Source organism: Leifsonia sp. 563 (assembly GCF_040545055.1).
In the GTDB taxonomy this organism is placed as follows: Bacteria; Actinomycetota; Actinomycetes; order Actinomycetales; family Microbacteriaceae; genus Leifsonia.
The window spans coordinates 382857-402816 of record NZ_JBEPLE010000002.1 but is presented as its reverse complement, the minus strand read 5'-3'; the positions used below and the strand labels follow the sequence as shown (position 1 = coordinate 402816).

Genomic DNA, 19960 nt, shown 5'->3' with positions numbered 1-19960 from the left:
CGGCGGGCTCGCGTGAGGCCGCATAGGGTAGAAGGTGCGCCACAAGCGCTTTCCGACCTCCCGCCCACGCGCGCCTTCCGCCCGACCGACGCCGCGCACGCCATGCGGCCTCTCTCGCCTTCACCGGAAGCTCTCCAAACGCATGTCTACGACGGCCCCCGTCACCACCCCGGCGCCCGCGAACACCCGCGGACGCGTCATCCTCGCCAGCCTCATCGGCACGTCGATCGAGTTCTACGACTTCTACGTCTACGCGACCGCCGCCGTCCTGGTGTTCCCCTCCCTCTTCTTCACCAACCAGAACCCGACGACCGCCCTGCTGTCGTCGTTCGCCGTGTTCGGCGTCGCCTTCATCGCGCGACCGGTCGGCTCCATTCTGTTCGGCCACTTCGGCGACAGGATCGGCCGCAAGGGCACCCTCGTCGGCTCGCTGCTCACCATGGGCATCGCCACGGTGCTCATCGGGTGCCTGCCGACCGCGCAGGTGCCGGGCTGGGAGTTCTGGGCGCCGTTCCTCCTCGTCGTGATGCGGTTCTGCCAGGGCCTCGGCCTGGGCGGTGAGTGGAGCGGCGCCGCGCTGCTCGCCACCGAGAACGCCCCGGCCGGCAAGCGCGCCATCTACGGGACGTTCCCGCAGCTCGGCGCTCCCATCGGCTTCATCGTCGCGAACGTGCTGTTCCTCATCCTCAGCCTGACGATCTCCCCCGACGCCTTCGCCGCCTGGGGCTGGCGCATCCCGTTCCTCCTGAGCGCCGTGCTCGTCGTCGTCGGCCTCTACGTCCGCCTGAAGCTCGTCGAGACCCCGGCGTTCCAGAAGGTCGTCGACACCGGCGAGGTCGCCAAGCTGCCGCTCGCCCGCGTCTTCCGCACCAGCTGGTGGCAGATCGTGCTCGGCACCTTCATCATGCTGGCCACGTACGTACTCTTCTACCTGATGACGGCGTTCACGCTGACCTACGGCACCACGGCGGCGTCCGCCCAGCAGGCGCAGGCCGCGGCGGAGAAGGCCGGAAAGCCCTTCGACGCGTCGACCTTCGTGCCCGGCCTCGGCTACAGCCGCAACGACTTCCTCGTCATGCTCATCATCGGTGTCGTGTTCTTCGGCATCTTCACGCTGGTCGCCGGTCCGCTCGCCGAGCGCTTCGGCCGCCGCAAGACGCTGATCTGGGTCACCCTGGGGATCATCGTGTTCGGTCTGCTGTTCGTCCCGCTGTTCGCGGGCGGCACGGTCGGCACGATGGCGCTCCTCATCATCGGCTTCACGCTGATGGGACTCACCTTCGGGCCGATGGGCGCGGAGCTGCCGGAGCTGTTCCCGACGAACGTCCGCTACACCGGTTCGGCGATCTCCTACAACCTGTCCAGCGTGCTCGGCGCGGCCGTCGCACCGACCATCGCGGTGTGGCTGTGGACGCTCGCGGACGGCAGCACATTCTGGGTCGGCGTCTACCTGTCGCTCGCCGGTGTGCTGACGCTGATCGCCCTCCTGCTCTCGAAGGAGACGCGCGACACCGACTTCACTGACAACGTGAGCTGACGCGCTCGGTCTCTCGCCGTTTCAGTCGAGGAAGAGGGCGCGCAGGCGGCGGGTGGTCAGGATCAGGCCGAGCAGGATCATGACCAGGAAGTACAGGACGTGCCAGAGCATCCCCCAGTCGACCATGCCCGTGGTGAGACCACGGACCAGCTCGACGCCGTGCCACAGCGGGAGCGCCTTGATGATCACCTGGATCGGCTCGGGGTACACGGTGATCGGGTAGAAGGTCGCCGACAGCAGGAACATGGGCAGCAGGATGAAGTTGATCCAGTCCATCTGCTGGAACGTCTTCATGTAGCTGGTGATGCCCATCCCGAAGCTGGCGAACCCGAACGCGATGAGCAGCACCGCGGGCAGCGCGAGCAGCGCCCACCACGACAGGTTGAGTCCGAGCGCCTGCATCACCAGCATGAAGCCCAGCGCGTACAGCGCACCGCGCAGAAGGGCCAGCAGGATCTCGCCCAGCGCGACATCGAGCGGCCCGAGCGAGGTGGCCAGCATCCCCTCGTACAGCTTCGCGAAGTGCATCTTGAAGAAGACGTTCCAGGTGGAGTCGTACACGGCGCCGTTCATCGCGGCGGTCGCGAGCAGCGCCGGAGCGATGAAGGCCGCGTACGGGACCGTCTGACCGGACGACGTCTGCACGTCGCCGACGAGCGCTCCGAAGCCGATCCCGAGCGAGAGCAGGTAGAAGATCGGCTCGAAGAAGCCCGACACGATCACCAGCCAGTTGGTGCTGCGCGTCGCCGACCAGCCGCGCTGCATCACGGAGCGGGCGTTGCCGGCGTACAGCGCACGCATCGCCCGCGGGCGTGCGGTGGAGGCGGCGAGACGCTGGTCGGTCGCGGTCACTTGTTCAACCTCCTCGCGGCGATGCGGCGGCTCCACAGCCAGAAGGCGACGAAGAGCGCAGCGAGGTACACGACGTGGACGACCGACAGCCAGAGCGGCTCGCTCATGCCGTAGGTGAACACGCGGCTCAACTCGGTGGAGTGCCAGAGCGGTGAGATCCACCCGATCCACTGGAGGAACCACGGCATGGAGGACAGCGGGAAGAACGTCCCGGAGAACAGGCTCATCGGCAGCAGCACGAACCGCATCAGCATGGCGATCTGGCCGGTGTCCTGCTCCAGCGTCGCCACGTACGCCATGATCGGCGCACCGAAGGCGAGGCCTCCGAGGGTGCCGACCAGGATGCTGACCCAGCCCCACGGGCTCGGGACCGCGCCGAACAGCACCATGAACGCGAAGTAGATGGCGCTCGTGCCCAGGATGCGGGCGACGACGGCGATGACGACGCCGTCGATGATCTGGCCCGGAGAGATCGGCGAGGCGTTGATGCCGTAGAAGGTCGGGTTCCACTTGAACCCGAGCATGATCGGGTAGGTGAACTCCTCGCTCGCCACGGTGACCGCCGCCGTGCAGAGGAGCGCAGGGGCGACGAACGCGAGGTAACTCACGCCGTCCACGGCGTTCGGGCCCATGTTGGCGCTGACCAGGGAGCCGAGCCCGAGGCCCATCGCGAGAAGATAGAGCAGCGGGTTGCCGAACCCGGTGACCAGCACGGTCTGCAGGTACGAGCGCATCACCCGGAAGCGGTGCTCGGCCACGTACCAGGCGCCGAAGCGCCGTGGCCGTGCGGCAGCGGCGAGCGCCTCCCGCGCCTCGGCGCGGGTCTCAGGGCCCGGATCGCCGGCCGCTCCCCCGGCGGGGCCGACTGCAACGCTCATTCGATCAGGCTCCGTCCGGTGAGCCGGAGGAAGACATCCTCGAGGCTCGACCGTCGCACCAGGCTCGTCAGCGGGTGCAGTCCGCGCTCGGCGATGCGGACCAGCTCGGCCTCGCCGTCGTCGCTATAGACGAGGATGCGGTCGGGCAGCACCTCGATGCGGTCGCCGATGCCGTCGAGCCGCTCCGCGACCTCCGCATTGCGCTCCGAGCCGAAACGGACCTCGAGCACCTCGCGGGTCGAGTACTCGCGGATGAGGGCCGCCGGAGAACCCTCCGCCATGATGGTGCCCTTGTCGACCACGACCAGGCGGTCGCAGAGCTGCTCGGCCTCATCCATGTAGTGGGTGGTCAGCACCAACGTCGTGCCCTGCTCCTTGAGGCGGAAGAGGCGGTCCCAGAGGATGTGGCGCGCCTGCGGGTCGAGGCCGGTCGTCGGCTCGTCGAGAAGCAGGATGCGCGGGTCGTTGATGAGCGCGCGGGCGATGGTGAGCCGGCGCTTCATCCCGCCCGAGAGGTCGTCGACCTTCGCCTTGGCCTTGTCCTCGAGCTGGGCGAAGGCGAGGAGCTCGTCCGCCCGAGCGCGCACGCGGGAGGACGGCAGGCCGAAGTAGCGCCCGTAGACGATGAGGTTGTCGCGCACGCGGAGCTCGGTGTCGAGGTTGTCCGCCTGCGGCACGACGCCGAGCTGCGATCGGATCTCCGGCCCGTACGTGTCGGGGTCGAGACCGAGGATGCTGAGCGAACCGGCGGTGCGGGTCGAGACCGCGCCGATCATCCGCATCGTGGTGGACTTGCCCGCGCCGTTCGGCCCGAGGAGCCCGAACGACTCCCCCGGCTCCACCTCGAAGCTGATGCCGTCGACGGCCGGGAAGTCCTTGTACTTCTTGACCAGGTCTCGGGCGGCGATGACGGGCGTCGGCATAGTTCAGCACTGTAGCCGCGACCGGGGACATTGGGAGGGGGTGGCGAAAGTCAATCCAGGTTGACGTTGCACGTGGGGTCAACTATGGTTGACGCCATGGACTCCGGAACACTGCAGACCCTCGCCGGCGACGCCGACTCCGACGACCCGATCGTCGCCCTCCGGGCCATCGCGAAGATGCACCGCGAGCTCGACCGCCTCGAAGGTGTCGCGGTGCGGCGCGCCCGGAACGCCAACGCGACCTGGCAGCTGATCGCGCTCGCCCTCGGTGTCAGCAAACAGGCAGTTCACAAGAAGTACGGTCGGAGTTAGCGCAAAGCAACGATCCCGACGCCCCTCCTCCTCCCCCGAACGGAGACACCGTCATGTCCACCACGTCAGCACCCGCCCGCCGCCGTCGCGGCTTCGGACGGCCCACCGACGACGCCGGCCCCCGCGCGCGGTTCTCGCAGCTGCTCCCGTACCTGCTGGAGCACAAGCGTGTCCTCGCCTTCGTCATCGTGCTCAGCATCCTGGGCGCCGCGGCGAGCCTCGCCCAGCCGCTCCTGGTCAGCCAGGTCATCGAGGTGGTCGGGAAGCAGGAGCCGCTCGGCGGCCTGGTCTGGGGGCTCATCGCCCTCGTGGTGATCTCCGGGATCATCTCGGGGTACCAGCACTATCTGCTGCAGCGCACCGGCGAAGGCGTCGTGCTGTCGTCTCGGCGCAAGCTCGTCGGGCGGCTGCTGCGGCTGCCGATCAGCGAGTTCGACACCCGGCGCACGGGCGATCTGGTCTCCCGGGTCGGGTCGGACACCACGCTGCTGCGTGCCGTCCTGACGCAGGGCCTGGTCGAGGCGATCGGCGGGGCGCTCACGTTCATCGGCGCCCTGATCGCGATGCTCATCATCGACCCGGTGCTGCTCGGGCTGACCGTGCTCGTCGTCGCGGTCTCGATCGTCGTCGTCGTGCTGCTCTCCGGCCGCATCCGCGTCGCGAGCCAGAAGGGGCAGAACAAGGTCGGCGACCTGGCCGCCGCGGTCGAGCGCGCGATCAGCTCGGTGCGGACCATCCGCGCCTCCAATGCCACCGAGCGCGAGATCGCGGCGGTGGACGAGGACGCGACCGGAGCCTGGCGGATGGGCATCCGGGTCGCGAAGATCTCGGCGCTCGTCGTCCCCGTCGCCGGCATCGCCATGCAGGTGTCGTTCCTGGTCGTGCTCGGCGTGGGCGGGTTCCGCGTCGCCAGCGGGGCTATCACGGTCGCGAACCTGGTCGCGTTCATCCTGTTCCTGTTCATGATGATCCTGCCGCTCGGACAGGCGTTCGGCGCCATAGCGGCGGTCAACTCGGCGCTCGGGGCGCTGGGCCGCATCCAGGAGATCCTCGACCTGCCGACCGAGGACCAGCACGACCGCGACATCGCTCCGCTGGCCCTGACCGTCGGTGCCGCAAACGAGGCGCTCGCCCCGGAGGCGCCCGCGATCGAGTTCGTGGATGTGCGGTTCGCGTACCCGGAGAGCGCCGCGCCGGAGGATACGGCGGATGGGTCCCGCCCGGCCAGCGGCGGCGGCCAGCAGCCGACGCCCGAGCAGCCGACACCGGAGCGACTCGCGTTCGAGGCGCTGACCGGAGCGGACGTCGTCGCCGAGGCGGAGGCTGCGGCCGGAGCCGGCTCGGACGAGGGCACGCAGCGGCACGGCGGAGTGCTGCAGGGCGTCAGCTTCCGGGTTCCGCGCGGCAAGCGGACGGCGCTCGTCGGGCCGTCCGGTGCGGGCAAGTCGACCATCCTCGCGCTGGTCGAGCGGTTCTACGACCCGCAGGCGGGCGAGGTGCGCTTCGGCGGGATGGACGTGCGCACCCTCGACCGCGTCTCCCTCCGCTCCCAGATCGGCTATGTCGAGCAGGATGCGCCCGTGCTGGCCGGCTCGCTGCGCGACAACCTGACGCTGGCGGCGCCGGACGCGACCGACCAGGAGTGCGTCGACGTCCTGCACGCCGTCAACCTGACCGAGGTGCTGGAGCGGAGCGAGCTCGGCCTTGGCGCACCGGTCGGCGAGGACGGCATCATGCTCTCCGGCGGCGAGCGACAGCGTCTCGCGATCGCCCGTGCGCTGCTTGCCGCTCCGCCCGTCCTGCTTCTCGACGAGTCCACGTCGAGCCTCGACGGGCGCAACGAGCAGCTCATGCGGGAGGCGATCGACGCCGTTGCGGAGGACCGCACGCTGCTCGTGATCGCGCACCGGCTGTCCACCGTGGTCGACTCCGACCAGATCGTGGTGCTCGACCACGGTCGCGTCATCGGCAGCGGCACGCACTCCGAGCTCGTCGAGACCACGCCGCTCTACCGCGACCTCGCCAAGCACCAACTCCTCGTCTAACCTCCACCCCGCCCCGACGCCAACAGCTCCTGAGTTTTTCCGCCCAGATCGACCGAAAAGGGCGAAAAACTCAGGAGCTGTTGGCTTGGGGGGCGGTCAGGCGCGGAGGTGGTAGCGGAGGGACGCGAGCTCGGCGCGGAGGGCGGCCGGGACACGGGAGCCGAAGCGGGCGAAGAACTCGTCCGTCAGATCGCACTCGGCGAGCCAGCTCTCCAGGTCGACCTCGAAGAGTGCCTCCACATCCTGCTCCGGGAGATCGAGTCCCTCCAGGTCCAGCTCCTCCACCACCGGCAACTGCCCGATCGGTGTCGTGACGCTTCCCGCACTCCCCTCTACACGCCGGGCGATCCACTCGATCACCCGGGCGTTCTCGCTGAAGCCCGGCCACAGGAAGCGCCCGTCGTCCCCCGTGCGGAACCAGTTCACCTGGAACACGGCCGGCGCGTGCTCGCCGAGCCGCTCCCCCATCTCGAGCCAGTGCGCCCAGTGGTCGGCCATGTTGTAGCCGCAGAACGGCAGCATCGCGAACGGGTCGCGCCGCAGCTCGCCGACCGTCCCCTCGGCCGCGGCGGTGCGCTCCGACGAGATCGTCGCCCCGATGAACACCCCGTGACGCCAGTCGCGCGCCTGCGCCACAAGCGGGACGTTCGTCGCACGCCGTCCGCCGAACAGGATCGCGTCGATCGGCACCCCGTCGAAGGCATCCCAATCGTCGGCGATGGACGGGCACTGCGCGGCGCTCACGGTGAAGCGGGAGTTCGGATGCGCGGCCGGGCGACCGCTGTCGGGCGTCCAGTCCTTCCCCTCCCAGTCGATCAGGTGGGCAGGCGGCTCGTCGGTCAGCCCCTCCCACCAGACGTCGCCGTCGTCGCGCAGTGCCACGTTGGTGAAGATCGTGTTGCCCCACAGCGTCTCGACCGCCGTGCGGTTCGTGCTCTCGCCGGTGCCCGGCGCGACGCCGAAGAAGCCCGCCTCCGGGTTGATCGCGCGCAGCCGGCCGTCCGGACCCGGGCGCAGCCAGGCGATGTCGTCGCCGATCGTCTCGACCGTCCAGCCCGGGATGCTCGGCTGCAGCATCGCCAGGTTCGTCTTGCCGCACGCCGACGGGAACGCCGCGGCGAAGTGGAAGACGCGGCCCTCGGGCGACGTCACCTTGATGATGAGCATGTGCTCGGCCAGCCAGCCCTCGTCGCGCGCCATCACCGACGCGATCCGCAGAGCGAAGCACTTCTTCGCGAGGATGGCGTTGCCGCCGTACCCCGAACCGTACGACCACACCTCCCGGGTCTCCGGGAACTGCACGATGTACTTGGTCGTGTTGCACGGCCACGGCACATCGTCGCGACGGGTCCCCTCGGCGTCGACGAGGGGGAAGCCGACGCTGTGCACGGTCGGAACCCACGGCTGCCCGGCCGAGATCAGGTCGAGCACGGTCTCGGTGACGCGGGTCATCATCCCGAGGCTCACAGCCACATACGCCGAGTCCGTGAGCTGGATGCCGACCTGCGAGATCGGGCCGCCGACCGGTCCCATCGAGAACGGGACGACGTACATGGTCCGTCCGCGCATGCTGCCCGCGAACACCTCGCGGAGCTCGGCGCGCATCACGTCGGGCTCCCGCCAGTTGTTCGTCGGGCCGGCGTCTGTCTCGTCCGCCGAGCAGATGAACGTGCGGTCTTCGACCCGGGCGACGTCGCCGGGGTCGGTGCGCGCGAGGAAGCTGTTCGGCCGCCATTCGGGGTTCAGCCGGATGAGCTTGCCCTCCGCGACGAGCTGCTTGGTCAGCCGGTCGGTCTCGGCGAGGGAGCCGTCGCACCAGACGACCTCGTCGGGCTGCGTGAGGGCGGCGATGTCGTCGACCCAGGCGCGCACGGCATCCATCCCGTCGGACGGGGCCGTGTCGGTGAGGGTCAGCTCGGCGATGCTCATGACGGAGTCCTTTTCGTCGTAAGAAGTGGAGTCACCTCCAGCATCCGCGAGGTTCCGGGCGTTGTGACCGCGAATTCCCCTGTAAGAATCGCGAATCTTTCGCTATCGTGAAGCGATGAGCACTCCCGTGGACACGGGCGACATCGACGTCGCCACGCTCGGCCACCGCATCCGGCACTTCCGCACCCGGCGCGGCATGACCCTCGACGACCTGGGCGCGGCGGCCGGTGTAGCCGCCAGCCAGCTGTCGCTGATCGAGAACGGCAAGCGCGAGCCCCGCATCTCGCTTCTGAGCTCGCTCGCGGCCGCGCTCGGCGTCCAGCCGGCCGACCTGCTGTCGGCCGAGCCGCCGGACGAGCGCGCCGCCCTCGAGATCGAACTCGCCCGGGCGCAGCGCGGGCCGCTGTACGCCTCGCTCGGGCTGCCGACGGTCAAGCCGACCAAGGGCACCCCGACCGAGACGCTCCGGGCCATCGTCGGCCTGCACCGCGAGCTGAGCCGGCGGGCGAGCGAGGCGATCGCGACGCCCGAAGAGGCCCGGCGGGCGAACACCGAACTGCGCGAGCGGATGCGCGCCCAGCACAACTACATGCCCGAGATCGAGGAGCTCGCGGAGCAGCGGGTCCGGGCGTCGGGCCATGTCCGCGGAGCCCTGACGCACCGCGAGGTCAGCGTCATGGCCGAGCAGCTGGGCTTCGAGCTCATCTACGTCAACGATCTCCCCCGGTCGGCGCGGTCGATCACCGACCTCGAGAACGGGCGGATCTACCTGCCGCCCGCGTCCATCCCCGGTGGCCACGGCCTCCGCTCGATGGCACTCCAGGCGATGGCGCACCGGCTGCTCGGGCACACCCGCCCCGCGTCGTACGCGGACTTCCTCCGGCAGCGGCTGGAGATCAACTACTTCGCGGCCTGCTGCCTCATGCCGCGCGAAGCCGCCGTCGCATTCCTGCAACAGGCGAAGAAGGACAAGGACCTCGCCGTCGAGGACTTCCGCGACGCCTTCGGTGTCACGCATGAGGCGGCCGCGCTCCGGCTGACGAACCTGGCGACAAGCCACCTCGACATGACGATGCACTTCCTCCGCGTCGGCGACGACGGAGCGCTGTACAAGGGCTACGAGAACGACGGGCTCCCGCTGCCGACAGATGTGACGGGATCCATCGAGGGCCAGGTCGTCTGCCGGAAGTGGGGAGCGCGGACGGCGTTCACCCACACCAACCGGACCACGGAGCTGTACCAGTACACCGACACCCCGGCCGGCACCTACTGGTGCGCGACGCAGACCGGGACGACCGCGGAGGGCGGCTTCTCGATCAGCGTCGGCGTGCCGTTCGATGAGGCGAAGTGGTTCCGCGGCCGCGAGACGACCGTGCGCGCCGAGTCGCGCTGCCCTGACGAGTCGTGCTGCAAGCGTCCGCCCGCGACGCTGTCAGGACGGTGGGCGGGCAAGGCGTGGCCGAGCGCGCGGCTGCACGCGCACATCCTGTCGCCGCTGCCGTCCGGGTCGTTCCCGGGCGTCGACGACTCCGACGTGTACGCGTTCCTGGAGGCGCACTCGGGCGCGTGACCCGCGTGCCTATTGCGCGAGATTTGCGCCAAATCGTGGGATTGGGCCGCCCTTTGCCGCGATTTGGCGCAGATCGCGAGGCGGACCCGACTACTTGGGCTGCATCCGGATCGCGCCGTCGAGGCGGATCGTCTCCCCGTTGAGCATCGGGTTCTCGACGATCGCGCGCACCAGCGCGGCATACTCCGCCGGCCGGCCGAGCCGCGAGGGATGCGGCACCTGCGCGGCCAGCGAGTCCTGCGCCGCCTGCGGCAACCCCGCCATCATCGGGGTCTCGAAGATCCCCGGTGCGATCGTCATCACGCGGATGAGACTGCGCGCGAACTCCCGCGCCAACGGCAGCGTCATGGCCGCGACCCCGCCCTTCGACGCGGAGTACGCCGGCTGGCCGATCTGGCCGTCGAACGCGGCGACCGATGCCGTGTTGACGATCACGCCGCGCTCCTCGCCGACGGGCTCGGTCTGCGCGATCGCCGCCGCGGCGAGCCGCACGACGTTGAACGTGCCGATCAGATTCACGCGGATCACGCGCTCGAAGTGCTCGAGCGGGATGACGCCGTCGCGACCCAGCACCTTCTCGGCAGTGGCGATGCCGGCGCAGTTGACGACCACGCGCAACGGGGCGAGACCGGATGCGGTGTCCACCGCCGCCTGCACCTGCGCCTCGTCGGTGACATCCGCGGCGACGAACCGGGCGCCGGGGCCGAGGGCGATCGCGGCCTTCTCGCCCTCCGAGCTGGGGAGGTCGAGGATGACGACACGGGCGCCCGCCTCGGTGAGCGCGTGCGCGGTGGCGTTTCCGAGTCCGCTGGCTCCGCCGGTGACGATGGCCGAGCATCCGTCGAGCTGCATGGTTCTCCTTCGTGTCGTTCTGTGGGCCGTTGCGTCGATGCGCGGTCAGCGCAGGACTTCGATGAGGGTCGCGTTGGCGGTGCCGCCGCCCTCGCACATGGTCTGCAGGCCGTAGCGTCCGCCACGCGACTCGACCTCGTTGAGCAGCGTCGCCAGCAGGCGCGTGCCGGACGAGCCGAGCGCGTGCCCGAGCGCGATCGCCCCGCCGTGCGGGTTGAGCCGCGACGGGTCCGCGTCGAACTCCTCGCGCCAGAGCAACGGGATGGGCGCGAACGCTTCGTTGACCTCGTACGCGTCGATCTCGTCCATCCGCACCCCGCTGCGGTCGAGCAGCTTGCGGGTGGCGGGAAGGATGCCGGTCAGCATCAGCAACGGGTCGCTCCCGGCGACGGCGAACGAGTGGAATCGGGCGCGCGGACGCAGGCCCAGCCGCTTGGCCGCATCGGCGCTCATGATCAGGGCGGCGGAGGCGCCGTCGGTCAGGGGCGACGAGTTGCCCGCGGTGATTCGCCACTCGAGCTGCGGGAAGCGCTCCGCCAGGCGGTCGGTGCGGAACACCGGCTGCAGCTGCGCGAGCTTCTCGACGGTCGTCCCCGGACGGATGGTCTCGTCCGCAACGACGCTGCCGGAGTCGGGCGTCGGGACTCCGACAAGCTCCCCCTCGAACGCGCCGCTCGCCGCGGCCCAGGCGGCGCGGCCGTGCGAGTCCGCGGCGTAGTCGTCGAGCTGCGCCCGGCTGAAACCCCAGCGGTCGGCGATCAGTTCGGCGGCGACGCCCTGGTTCACCAGTCCGTCCGGGTACCGCGTCTTCAGCAGTTCGCCGCCGAGGGATGCGCCCTGCACGTTCGACCCCATCGGCGCGCGGCTCATCGACTCGACACCGCAGGCGATCACCACGTCGTACGCCCCCGACATCACGCCCTGCGCCGCGAACGCCGCGGCCTGCTGGCTGGAGCCGCACTGCCGGTCGATCGTCACGGCCGGCACGCTCTCCGGGAACCCCGCGCTCAGCACCGCCGTCCGGGTGATGTTGCCGGCCTGCTCGCCCGACTGGGTGACGCATCCACCGATCACGTCGTCGACGATGGCGGGATCGATGCCGGTGCGTCCCACCAGTTCGAGCAGCACTCCGGCCAGGAGGTCGGCCGGATGGATGTCAGACAGCTCGCCGTCCGGCTTGCCGCGCCCGGAGGGGGTGCGGACGACGTCGACGATGACCGCTTCGGACAGCGCCATGTCAGGCTCCGAACGGGTTCGGGGTGAGCGTGTACTTCGTGTTCAGGTACTCGTGGATGCCCTCGAAGCCGCCCTCGCGTCCCAGCCCGGACTGCTTCACACCGCCGAACGGGGCCGCAGCGTTGGAGACGACGCCGACATTGAGGCCCATCATCCCGGTCTCGAGGCGTTCGATCATCCGCTGGCCGCGGGCCAGGTCCTTGGTGAAGACGTAGGAGACGAGCCCGTACTCGGTGTCGTTCGCGAGCCGCACCGCCTCGTCCTCGTCGGAGAAGCGGATGATGGACAGCACCGGCCCGAAGATCTCCTGGCGGAGGATCTCGCTGCCCGGACGTACATCGGTCACGACCGTCGGCTCGAAGAAGGTGCCCGTCCCGCCGACGCGCGAGCCGCCGGTGAGCACGGACGCGCCACGGCTGACCGCATCCTGCAGCAGCTCCGACGCCTTGTCGATCGCATCCTCGTTGATCAGGGGGCCGATGGTGACGCCGTCGTCGGTCCCGCGGCCGACCTTCAGGCCGTTCACGCGCTCGGTCACACGTCGGGCGAACTCGTCGGCGACGTCCTCGTGCACGATGAACCGGTTGGCCGCCGTGCAGGCCTCGCCGATGTTTCGGAACTTGGCCAGCATCGCGCCGTCGACCGCCTTGTCGAGGTCGGCGTCGTCGAATACGACGAACGGCGCGTTGCCGCCGAGCTCCATGGACGTACGGAGCACGTTCTCGGACGCCTGCTGCAGCAGTTTCCGGCCGACCTCCGTCGAGCCGGTGAACGACAGCTTCCGCAGCCGCGGGTCCGCGATGATCGGAGCCGACACCTTGCCGGAGGTCGTCGTCGTGACGACGTTGAGCACGCCGCCGGGGAGCCCCGCATCCTCCAGCAGTTTGGCGAAGTAGAGCGTGGTCAGCGGTGTGAGCTCCGCCGGCTTGATGACGACCGTGCAGCCCGCGGCGAGCGCCGGAGCGATCTTCCGCGTCGCCATCGCGAGGGGGAAGTTCCACGGCGTGATCAGGAAGCAGGGGCCGACGGGATGCTGCGAGACGATCATCCGCCCGGTGCCTTCCGGGTTGCTCCCGTAGCGGCCGGAGATGCGCACCGCCTCCTCCGAGAACCAGCGCAGGAACTCGCCGCCGTAGGTGACCTCGCCGCTCGCCTCGGCGAGGGGTTTGCCCATCTCGAGCGTCATCAGCAGCGCGAACTCGTCACGCCGCTCCTGCAGCAGGTCGAAGGCGCGGCGGAGGATCTCGCCGCGAGTCCGGGCAGGCGTCGCGGCCCAGGCATCGGCTGCGGCGACGGCGGCGTCGAGCGCACGGATGCCGTCCTCCGGCGACGCGTCGGCGATGTCCATGAGCTTGTCGCCCGTCGCCGGGTCGTACACCGGGAAGGTACCCGCCGATCCGGTCGTCCACTCCCCTCCGATGTAGAGTCCGTCCGGCACACGCTCCAGCAGAGCCTTCTCATCCATCAGCCGCGTTCCTCCTCGTTCTTCGCGTCGTTCTGCGCATCGTTCTGGGTGTCGTCGCTCTTCGTGTCGTCGTCGGGGGCCACCGCCGCCTGGACGAGCGGCACCGCTCGGTGGTCGATCTTGGTGGCGAGGGCGATGACCGTGGACGTCCGCATGATGCCCGGATCGCTGACGATGCGGTCGATCACCCGCTGCAGATCGGTGTTGGAGCGGGCGACGGCGCGGATCATCAGGTCACCGGCACCCGTGATGGTGTGCACTTCGAGCACTTCGGGGATGGCCTGCAGGTGCTCGACGACGGTGACATCCCGGTCGCCCTGGGCGATCTCCGCGGTCACGAAAGCGGTCACCGGGTACCCGAGCCGGTCGGTGTCGATCGTCGGCGCGAAGTCGCGCACGACCCCGGACCGCTGGAGCCGATCCAGCCGCGCCTGCACGGTCCCCCGCGCCACCCCGAGACGCCGCGAGGCCTCGAACACGCCGAGCCGCGGCTCCTCGGTGAGCAGCGCGATCAGATCGGCGTCGAGCTTGTCGATCATGCGGCCTCCTTCGGTCCTCGCACATCGTACGACGCAGGGTACGCGCCTACGGCACGCTGACCGAAGCTCCCAGGAAGGGCAGAGCAGCCTGCTTGAAGCCGCGGGCGCTCAACGTGGTGGAGTCTGTGGTCCGAGGATCTCGGAAATAGCTGCAGCAGCCTCCTGAGCCCAGGCATACTCGGCGACGAGGAAGTCGCTCGAGGGATGGCTCACCCGGATCGGGAGCGTGACCTTTGCTCCCACGACTTCGCAGGAGAGGTACCAAGCGGTGTAAGCGCCGGGACCGGCCACGCCCGCCCGGATGGATCGGAACTCTGCGGGATGAACAATCGTGAGCCCCTGGTCGCCTCGATGCCCGTGAACGATGGACAGACCTTCGCTCGACACAGCGACGACGAAGTGGGGGCTCACCCGCGGGGGTGTGCTCTCGCCACGGAGCTTCGCGATCTTCTTGACCGCATATATGGTGTCCAGCCCCCAGACGGCATTGAACGTCTGCGCCGCTCCCACCAGATCTCGGACATTCGACGTTCGTGCCGGCTCACCGTCGCGCCAGGTGCGTCGGGTGACAAGGGCGTGGGCGACAGCCGCTGAGAGCACGCCGAGCAGTACGACTGCAACAGCGATGAGGGCGACCCCGTTGTGCTCGACCATCGGATTCATCACCGCGCTTCCGCTTTTCACGATCGAATCCGGCGCGGGCGAATGGGCGGGGCGGGCGGGGGCACATCCCTGCTCACGCCCCACACGCGTTCCAGGGCGGCCACGAGGTCACCGACGTTCTTGGATCGTCCCTCTTCCGTTCGCCAGCTATGGACCTGGAAGGGCAGAAGGATCTCATCTTCGCCGCTCCTGACGGTGAGGACGAGAACCTGCCTGCCGCCGATGGTGGTCAGCTCGGAGCCCATCCAGATGCCGACGATCTCCGATGCGGCCAGATCGAGGATGACGCCGGGCCACAAGTAACCGGGCAGGATGCGAATGCCTTCGGGCGACACGTCCACTCGGGCAGTCGAGCTCGTAAGTGGGTCCGGGTCTTCGACGCCGAGGAGCATGGCGCTTACGAAGAGCCACTGGTCCCAATCGGTCCGGATGGACAAGCGCAAATGCGGTGCTCCGCTTTCTCGCTGGCTGACGACGAGGTTCTTCCAGTCTGACTCGGGGTCAGACCCGGCCCCGAGCGACCGTCGGCGTTCAGCCAGCGAGACCTGACGCGCGACCGCGTCCTCGTAGCTCAGCCTGGAGATCATGAAGTAGCCGGGTTCGTTCGTCCACATCACCTGCAGCCACGCGGGTACGGCCAAGAATCCCGCACAGACCACAAACGCGAGCCAGGGTACAGCGAAGATGCCCGGCAACATGAGGTTCACCAGAACCAAGATGACGGGAACCGACAACGCCCACGCAGCCAGCTTGGCCGCGAAGAAAAATCGCTTCCGTGCCTGCCAGTCCCAGTCATCAAACATCGGTTTTCGCCACTTCCCGCTGAACCTTGGACTGGATGGTCAGAGATGTCACGCACCCACCGCATCCCGGATCAGCGTCGTCGTGCCGCTCACCTCTGTGGTCTCCCCCGCCGGGTTGTAGCCGAACCGGTCGGGGTTCCGCCCCACCGATCGCGAGACCCGGTTACCCGCGGGCATCGAAGCGAGACTCGAGGGTTGTGTCCACGTGCGATCCAGGCCTGGAAGCTCTCTACGGTGTCCGCCTTCGAGTTCGATCAACGTGGACAGCCAAGCTTCGTCTGTACCTTGCGGACGACCTCTCCAGTTTGGGCCTCGTTCATGAGCGACCAAGAGTTTCGCGACTTTCCCCCGCCGAAAACGAAGTGCAGTTCTCCGATGGTTCCCCCGACATTCAATCCGACCTTCATTGAAGGCTTGGCCGCAATCGGTGTCGCCTGGTGCTCGCTCAGCGAAATGGAGGTAATTGATGTCTTTGGAAGCAGAAAGGCCCGTCGAGGCCGCACAGAACCTACCCACCCTTGAATGGAATCGGAAACCACAACGATCGACACGCTTGGCCGCCCGAGTCGTCGTCTGGACACAAGGTTGGGGTCGCTGACAAGACTGCGAAACCGATACAGCTGATTACCCGGCTGGTCGTTGACGTTTTCGATCACAGCCTCCGGGAACATTCTCGTCAGAGCCTCTGTCCTCGCCGCACGCGACCGCCCGATCAGGGACACCCCCGCGAGACAGCCACCGGCTACCACTGCGAAGCAACTGGGGAGCGCCAGAAGAACGGTCGTGGCGTCAACCCCCGCCACCGAGGCCTTGTAGAAAACTCCGACGACGTCAACACCTACAAGGAGCATGCCAATCGTGACGGGAACCACCACCCTGATGGAGCGTTTCTTCACCATACGTACTTTCATGAGAATGAGGAGGTTATCCTTCGAGCTGGTCTCTCAAACCCGCGAAGAACCCCACCAGGTCACCTTTGATGCCAAGGATTGCAAGGCCTTTGTCCAAGACCCGCGACGCGTCTTGAAGAGCTTCGATTGCCGCCCTGAACGCACTTGCGCTGATGCCTAGAACTGAGCCAATAGCGCCCAGCACGCAGCCAAATAGCGATTCTGTGGTCTGCCCGGCCGGGTTGTAGCCGAACCGGGTCGCGGTCCCACCCACCGACTGCGAGACCCGGTTGCCAGCACGTCCCACAGATGCTGCGAAACTCGCTCGTTTACTCGTCATGCGGTCGGGACCGCGTTCATTGCAGCAGCACGCTAAGCACGACAGCGCCCACTCCAACGACCAACAGAAAGCCAGAATTGAGGGCAATCGCCACCACAGCTTGACTTAGTGACAGCCCAGACCTTGCGAGGATCCGCTGGACAGCCCTGCGCCAAACGATGAGAGCGGCGCCCATTCCGAGGGAGAGCAGGCCGACGGCCAGGATCATGGCCAAGGTCAGCGGGTCATGCATCAACTAAGCAACCCGATTAGAAGTCTGGCAGCGTTGAAAACGCCGATAGCAACCGCGGTCCAACCGACGAATGCCACAGTTCGCGGTGTTGCGGCCTTTGCGAAAGGGTCGCCGAGGCTCCCCGCCATGTTGAACACATTGCGATACCAATGCGCAATTCGATTCCGCCAGATGATGAGTATGGCGCCGGACAGGAGCGCAACGGACGCCGAAACTGCCAGTCCAATTGTGGCTTCGAAAGTCATCACCAAGTCCAAACGATCGGGCCCCTGCATCCGGGCGAAACACTCGAGGTGGTCTACTCGAGCCGCGTGGCCTCAACACGCTCACGAATCGCGGACGCAAAGCGGTCGCGCTCCATCGCAGTCGCGTTCCAGACCCCCTTGGCATTTGCGACTCTGAGTTGGAGGTCGAATGTGCGCCCATTCACCGCCACACCGAAGAAAATCGTCGGGAAGGTGCTATTTCCGAAACTCGTCGTTCCGGAGCCCACATCCCGAATTGATTGGAGTGGAAAGCGCGCAATCAGTAGGGGGTCCTCGGCACCGCGCCACCACGTCATCGCATCGCTGTCTACGATTACAGTGAACCGTAACCCCGTAGGAGTGAAAGCTCGATTTTCAGCCCGAGCTATGCGCTTCAATACGAAGTTGGTTTGTGACCCGTAAATACCGGTCAGAACAATCGCTTGACCCTGAACGCCTAAAGCACAACGCCGGGCGCGATCCTGACGCATTACACGCTTATTTACGACAAGCGTAATGATCAAGGCGACTGCTACGAATCCCGACACGATCAATAGCCCGAGGACTCCGCCGTTCACAGTATGAGCCTCATTCCTGGTTCTTGCCTTCCGTACAACGCTGCCTGCATCGAGGCCGTCAGCGAAACCGCTCGTAGGGCGCGCGGTACGTCTCGCCAGCCTCCCGAACGATTTTGCCCGTCCGCGGATGCACCTGCGAAAGGTCTCGGTACCGATTCGGCAACGTGGTGTAACCGGCTCGCGCCTCCCTTGAAGCGAGGAGTCGCCCACCGAGATAGCCGAGAACTGCCAGGCACAGAGCGCCCAGAATCACCGCACTGCCAGCCTGGATGACGACAGGCACAAGGACAGCCGGAAACAGGAGCGACACAGCACCCAACAATGCGGTCGATACGCACACGAGCAGTGAAGCGATTGCAACTCGGAGCAACGACCTTGCCGAAGGACGGAGCAATTTACCAGGAAACCGAGAATCAGGCGCTCGGACTTCATCGCGGGTGGCCATTATTTGCCCGAAACCTTGCTGATCAGTTTTCCACCGTTCTCACCGACCGCTAGCCCGCTGCCCGAACTACTGATTGCCTGCACCGCGCCCCTGACCATGTCAATCACCATCCCCCTAATCCAGTTCTTGAGCACCAGGGGTATAAACGGAACCGCCGTGAGGACAGCTCCAATGATGCAGTCTGCCCAGTCTGGAGCGGTCGGTGACGAGAACGCGCTCAGACATGAGATCGCTGTGCTCACGAGGCCCGCCGCAGCTGAGATTGCTGCAAAAACCGGGCCCGCATACGGCACCCAGAAGAACAGTCCCGCGACTCCCGAGACCACGCCGAATATGGTTCCGATGAGTTCCCAGTCGACGTCATGCCGATCTTGGATGTTGTTCTGCGAGTTGGGTCCGACCGCCTTCGACTTGCTGTAGTCGATGGGCTTGCCGCCCTTGTCGAAGACGGGGACCGGTGGCGGCGGGTTGGCGGGGACCGGGCGATTGGTCGACGGGAGCAGCGGCGGGTGCCACGGCTGGGTTCCGGGTCGCTTGAAGATGTCCGAGATCGGCGCGAAGCCGAGCAGGTCGGTCAGCGTGGCCGGGTTGTTCTCGACGTAGGCGTAACGGTTCAGCGACTGAGGTCGCACTAGCAGACCATGCCACGGGTCCTGGCTGGTCCAGGCGGCGGCCGACGGGTCGTAGGCGCGCGCGTAGTAGTGGTTCAGGCCCTGGGTGGGGTCGGTGGTTTCACCGGTGAAGTTCTCCGGGGCGGACCAGCCGGTGGTTTCGAACTGCTGAGCACCCCAGTCGTCGTAGGACGACAACTGAGTGATCGACGCACCGGTCGCACCGGCGACGGTGGAACCGAGCCGGTCCAGCAGATCCCAGGTCGCCTCCCCGTTCGCGGAGACATGCTCGGCCAACGCACCCACCGCGTCCCGGATCAGCGTCGTCGTGCCGGCACCCGCGGTGGTCGACTGCACGGGATCCAGACCATCGAAGCTCGTGCGCGTGGTGGAGGTGCCGTACCGGGTCTCCTCCGTCGCCATGGTGCGGCGACCCAGACCGTCATAGCGCGATGCCATCCTGAGTGCGGTTGCCGTCGGTAGCTCAGTCCGCACTTTCAGGCCCTAATTGCGCCGCGATCAGACCAGCAATCGTTTCCGCCCATTTGAAATTGGCGTTGAGAAAGTCGCTGGATGGGTCACTCACTCGGACGGGAAGGGTGATCGTCTGGTCTCGGATCACGCACTTGATAAACCAGGCAGTGAACACGGAGGGACCCAAGGTGCCGGTTTCGATCGACCTGAATTCCTCCGCGTGCACGGCCGTCATCCCTCGGTCTCCGCGCGCTCCGTGGACCAACCAGAGACCCTCGCTCGACACCGCCAACACAAAATGCGGGCTCACTTTTGGTCTCACAGCCTCGTCTCGCAACCGCGAGATCTTGGTCACGGCACGCTTCGTGTCAAAGCCCCAAACCACGTTGTAGGTCTGAACCTCGCCGAGTAGCTGGCGTACGTTCGCTCTGCGAAGAGCAGCACCCTCTTTCCACTGACGCCGAGTGCCGACAGCGTGTGCAACAGAGAAGGCCACTACGAGTGCCGGCACCATCAGTGCCACCAAGATCGGTTCCACGGT

At 67.3% G+C, this 19960-nt stretch carries 19 protein-coding genes; 4 read left to right on the top strand and 15 right to left on the bottom strand.

All coding sequences use genetic code 11. From position 1 onward, the window contains the following. Window positions 1-142 precede the first annotated feature (142 nt). Window positions 143-1537 (top strand): MFS transporter, encoded by a 1395-nt coding sequence (locus tag ABIC47_RS08875; RefSeq protein ID WP_354479521.1) that lies wholly within the window; start codon window positions 143-145, stop codon window positions 1535-1537. A 21-nt stretch (window positions 1538-1558) separates the two neighbouring features. On the opposite strand, the gene ABIC47_RS08870 is transcribed toward ABIC47_RS08875, so the two are convergent. From ABIC47_RS08870 to ABIC47_RS08860, 3 genes are read right to left on the bottom strand one after another with little or no spacing between them, the layout of a single operon-like run. Further along, complete coding sequence (locus ABIC47_RS08870) at window positions 1559-2338, bottom strand: ABC transporter permease (protein WP_354480131.1); 780 nt, start codon at window positions 2336-2338, stop codon at window positions 1559-1561. 47 nt (window positions 2339-2385) lie between these two features. Beyond that, on the bottom strand, window positions 2386-3267 hold the full coding sequence (locus ABIC47_RS08865) for an ABC transporter permease (RefSeq protein WP_018189975.1): 882 nt from the start codon (window positions 3265-3267) through the stop codon (window positions 2386-2388). Further along, window positions 3264-4190 (bottom strand): ABC transporter ATP-binding protein, encoded by a 927-nt coding sequence (locus ABIC47_RS08860; RefSeq protein WP_018189974.1) that lies wholly within the window; start codon window positions 4188-4190, stop codon window positions 3264-3266. Before ABIC47_RS08860 ends, ABIC47_RS08865 begins: the two co-directional genes overlap by 4 nt. Window positions 4191-4286: 96 nt before the next feature. Here ABIC47_RS08860 and ABIC47_RS08855 point away from each other — a divergent pair, with 96 nt between their 5' ends. Both ABIC47_RS08855 and ABIC47_RS08850 read left to right on the top strand, forming a co-directional pair. After that, a complete protein-coding gene (locus tag ABIC47_RS08855; protein WP_354479517.1) occupies window positions 4287-4502 on the top strand; it encodes a hypothetical protein in 216 nt (71 codons plus the stop codon). A gap of 53 nt (window positions 4503-4555) precedes the next feature. Continuing rightward, on the top strand, window positions 4556-6547 hold the full coding sequence (locus ABIC47_RS08850; RefSeq protein WP_354479514.1) for an ABC transporter ATP-binding protein: 1992 nt from the start codon (window positions 4556-4558) through the stop codon (window positions 6545-6547). A 96-nt stretch (window positions 6548-6643) separates the two neighbouring features. Here ABIC47_RS08850 and ABIC47_RS08845 read toward each other — a convergent pair whose 3' ends face one another. Then, on the bottom strand, window positions 6644-8476 hold the full coding sequence (locus ABIC47_RS08845; RefSeq protein WP_354479511.1) for a phosphoenolpyruvate carboxykinase (GTP): 1833 nt from the start codon (window positions 8474-8476) through the stop codon (window positions 6644-6646). Between the two features lie 115 nt (window positions 8477-8591). Between ABIC47_RS08845 and ABIC47_RS08840 the strand changes: the two genes are divergently transcribed. Further along, window positions 8592-10046, top strand: a complete 1455-nt coding sequence (locus ABIC47_RS08840; protein WP_089874722.1) for an XRE family transcriptional regulator — start codon at window positions 8592-8594, stop codon at window positions 10044-10046. 90 nt (window positions 10047-10136) lie between these two features. Here ABIC47_RS08840 and ABIC47_RS08835 read toward each other — a convergent pair whose 3' ends face one another. The 11 genes from ABIC47_RS08835 to ABIC47_RS08785 all read right to left on the bottom strand — a co-directional run bounded on the left by ABIC47_RS08835 (window position 10137) and on the right by ABIC47_RS08785 (window position 19957). Continuing rightward, a complete protein-coding gene (locus tag ABIC47_RS08835; RefSeq protein WP_354479508.1) occupies window positions 10137-10898 on the bottom strand; it encodes a 3-hydroxyacyl-CoA dehydrogenase in 762 nt (253 codons plus the stop codon). Between the two features lie 45 nt (window positions 10899-10943). Next, window positions 10944-12134 (bottom strand): thiolase family protein, encoded by a 1191-nt coding sequence (locus tag ABIC47_RS08830; RefSeq protein ID WP_502910228.1) that lies wholly within the window; start codon window positions 12132-12134, stop codon window positions 10944-10946. Window position 12135: 1 nt separating this feature from the next. After that, on the bottom strand, window positions 12136-13599 hold the full coding sequence (locus ABIC47_RS08825; RefSeq protein ID WP_018189967.1) for an NAD-dependent succinate-semialdehyde dehydrogenase: 1464 nt from the start codon (window positions 13597-13599) through the stop codon (window positions 12136-12138). Continuing rightward, entirely contained in the window at window positions 13599-14138 is a 540-nt protein-coding gene (locus ABIC47_RS08820; RefSeq protein WP_354479504.1) for an Lrp/AsnC family transcriptional regulator, read from the bottom strand. Before ABIC47_RS08820 ends, ABIC47_RS08825 begins: the two co-directional genes overlap by 1 nt. Window positions 14139-14246: 108 nt before the next feature. Then, window positions 14247-14792 (bottom strand): hypothetical protein, encoded by a 546-nt coding sequence (locus tag ABIC47_RS08815; RefSeq protein ID WP_089874713.1) that lies wholly within the window; start codon window positions 14790-14792, stop codon window positions 14247-14249. A 26-nt stretch (window positions 14793-14818) separates the two neighbouring features. Beyond that, entirely contained in the window at window positions 14819-15604 is a 786-nt protein-coding gene (locus tag ABIC47_RS08810; protein WP_354479501.1) for a hypothetical protein, read from the bottom strand. A 48-nt stretch (window positions 15605-15652) separates the two neighbouring features. Then, window positions 15653-15781 carry a hypothetical protein gene (locus ABIC47_RS08805; protein ID WP_354479498.1) on the bottom strand — a complete coding sequence of 43 codons (129 nt, stop codon included), beginning with the start codon at window positions 15779-15781 and terminating at the stop codon, window positions 15653-15655. A gap of 77 nt (window positions 15782-15858) precedes the next feature. Continuing rightward, entirely contained in the window at window positions 15859-16515 is a 657-nt protein-coding gene (locus ABIC47_RS08800; protein ID WP_354479495.1) for a hypothetical protein, read from the bottom strand. 849 nt (window positions 16516-17364) lie between these two features. After that, the gene (locus tag ABIC47_RS08795; protein ID WP_354479492.1) at window positions 17365-17889 is read right to left on the bottom strand and encodes a hypothetical protein; all 525 of its coding nucleotides are present in this window, start codon (window positions 17887-17889) and stop codon (window positions 17365-17367) included. Between the two features lie 444 nt (window positions 17890-18333). Beyond that, entirely contained in the window at window positions 18334-19404 is a 1071-nt protein-coding gene (locus tag ABIC47_RS08790; protein ID WP_354479489.1) for an RHS repeat-associated core domain-containing protein, read from the bottom strand. 25 nt (window positions 19405-19429) lie between these two features. Further along, entirely contained in the window at window positions 19430-19957 is a 528-nt protein-coding gene (locus tag ABIC47_RS08785) for a hypothetical protein (protein WP_354479486.1), read from the bottom strand. Window positions 19958-19960: the final 3 nt, after the last annotated feature.

Coding starts and splice junctions, on each gene's coding strand:
- ABIC47_RS08805 (WP_354479498.1), bottom strand. CDS start 15,781: ATGCCCGCGGGTAACCGGGTCTCGCGATCGGTGGGGCGGAACCCCGAC.
- ABIC47_RS08870 (WP_354480131.1), bottom strand. CDS start 2,338: ATGCGTGCGCTGTACGCCGGCAACGCCCGCTCCGTGATGCAGCGCGGC.
- ABIC47_RS08875 (WP_354479521.1), top strand. CDS start 143: ATGTCTACGACGGCCCCCGTCACCACCCCGGCGCCCGCGAACACCCGC.
- ABIC47_RS08860 (WP_018189974.1), bottom strand. CDS start 4,190: ATGCCGACGCCCGTCATCGCCGCCCGAGACCTGGTCAAGAAGTACAAG.
- ABIC47_RS08825 (WP_018189967.1), bottom strand. CDS start 13,599: ATGGATGAGAAGGCTCTGCTGGAGCGTGTGCCGGACGGACTCTACATC.
- ABIC47_RS08855 (WP_354479517.1), top strand. CDS start 4,287: ATGGACTCCGGAACACTGCAGACCCTCGCCGGCGACGCCGACTCCGAC.
- ABIC47_RS08845 (WP_354479511.1), bottom strand. CDS start 8,476: ATGAGCATCGCCGAGCTGACCCTCACCGACACGGCCCCGTCCGACGGG.
- ABIC47_RS08835 (WP_354479508.1), bottom strand. CDS start 10,898: ATGCAGCTCGACGGATGCTCGGCCATCGTCACCGGCGGAGCCAGCGGA.
- ABIC47_RS08850 (WP_354479514.1), top strand. CDS start 4,556: ATGTCCACCACGTCAGCACCCGCCCGCCGCCGTCGCGGCTTCGGACGG.
- ABIC47_RS08810 (WP_354479501.1), bottom strand. CDS start 15,604: ATGTTTGATGACTGGGACTGGCAGGCACGGAAGCGATTTTTCTTCGCG.
- ABIC47_RS08800 (WP_354479495.1), bottom strand. CDS start 16,515: ATGAAAGTACGTATGGTGAAGAAACGCTCCATCAGGGTGGTGGTTCCC.
- ABIC47_RS08865 (WP_018189975.1), bottom strand. CDS start 3,267: ATGAGCGTTGCAGTCGGCCCCGCCGGGGGAGCGGCCGGCGATCCGGGC.
- ABIC47_RS08820 (WP_354479504.1), bottom strand. CDS start 14,138: ATGATCGACAAGCTCGACGCCGATCTGATCGCGCTGCTCACCGAGGAG.
- ABIC47_RS08815 (WP_089874713.1), bottom strand. CDS start 14,792: ATGGTCGAGCACAACGGGGTCGCCCTCATCGCTGTTGCAGTCGTACTG.
- ABIC47_RS08840 (WP_089874722.1), top strand. CDS start 8,592: ATGAGCACTCCCGTGGACACGGGCGACATCGACGTCGCCACGCTCGGC.
- ABIC47_RS08830 (WP_502910228.1), bottom strand. CDS start 12,134: ATGGCGCTGTCCGAAGCGGTCATCGTCGACGTCGTCCGCACCCCCTCC.
- ABIC47_RS08790 (WP_354479489.1), bottom strand. CDS start 19,404: ATGGCATCGCGCTATGACGGTCTGGGTCGCCGCACCATGGCGACGGAG.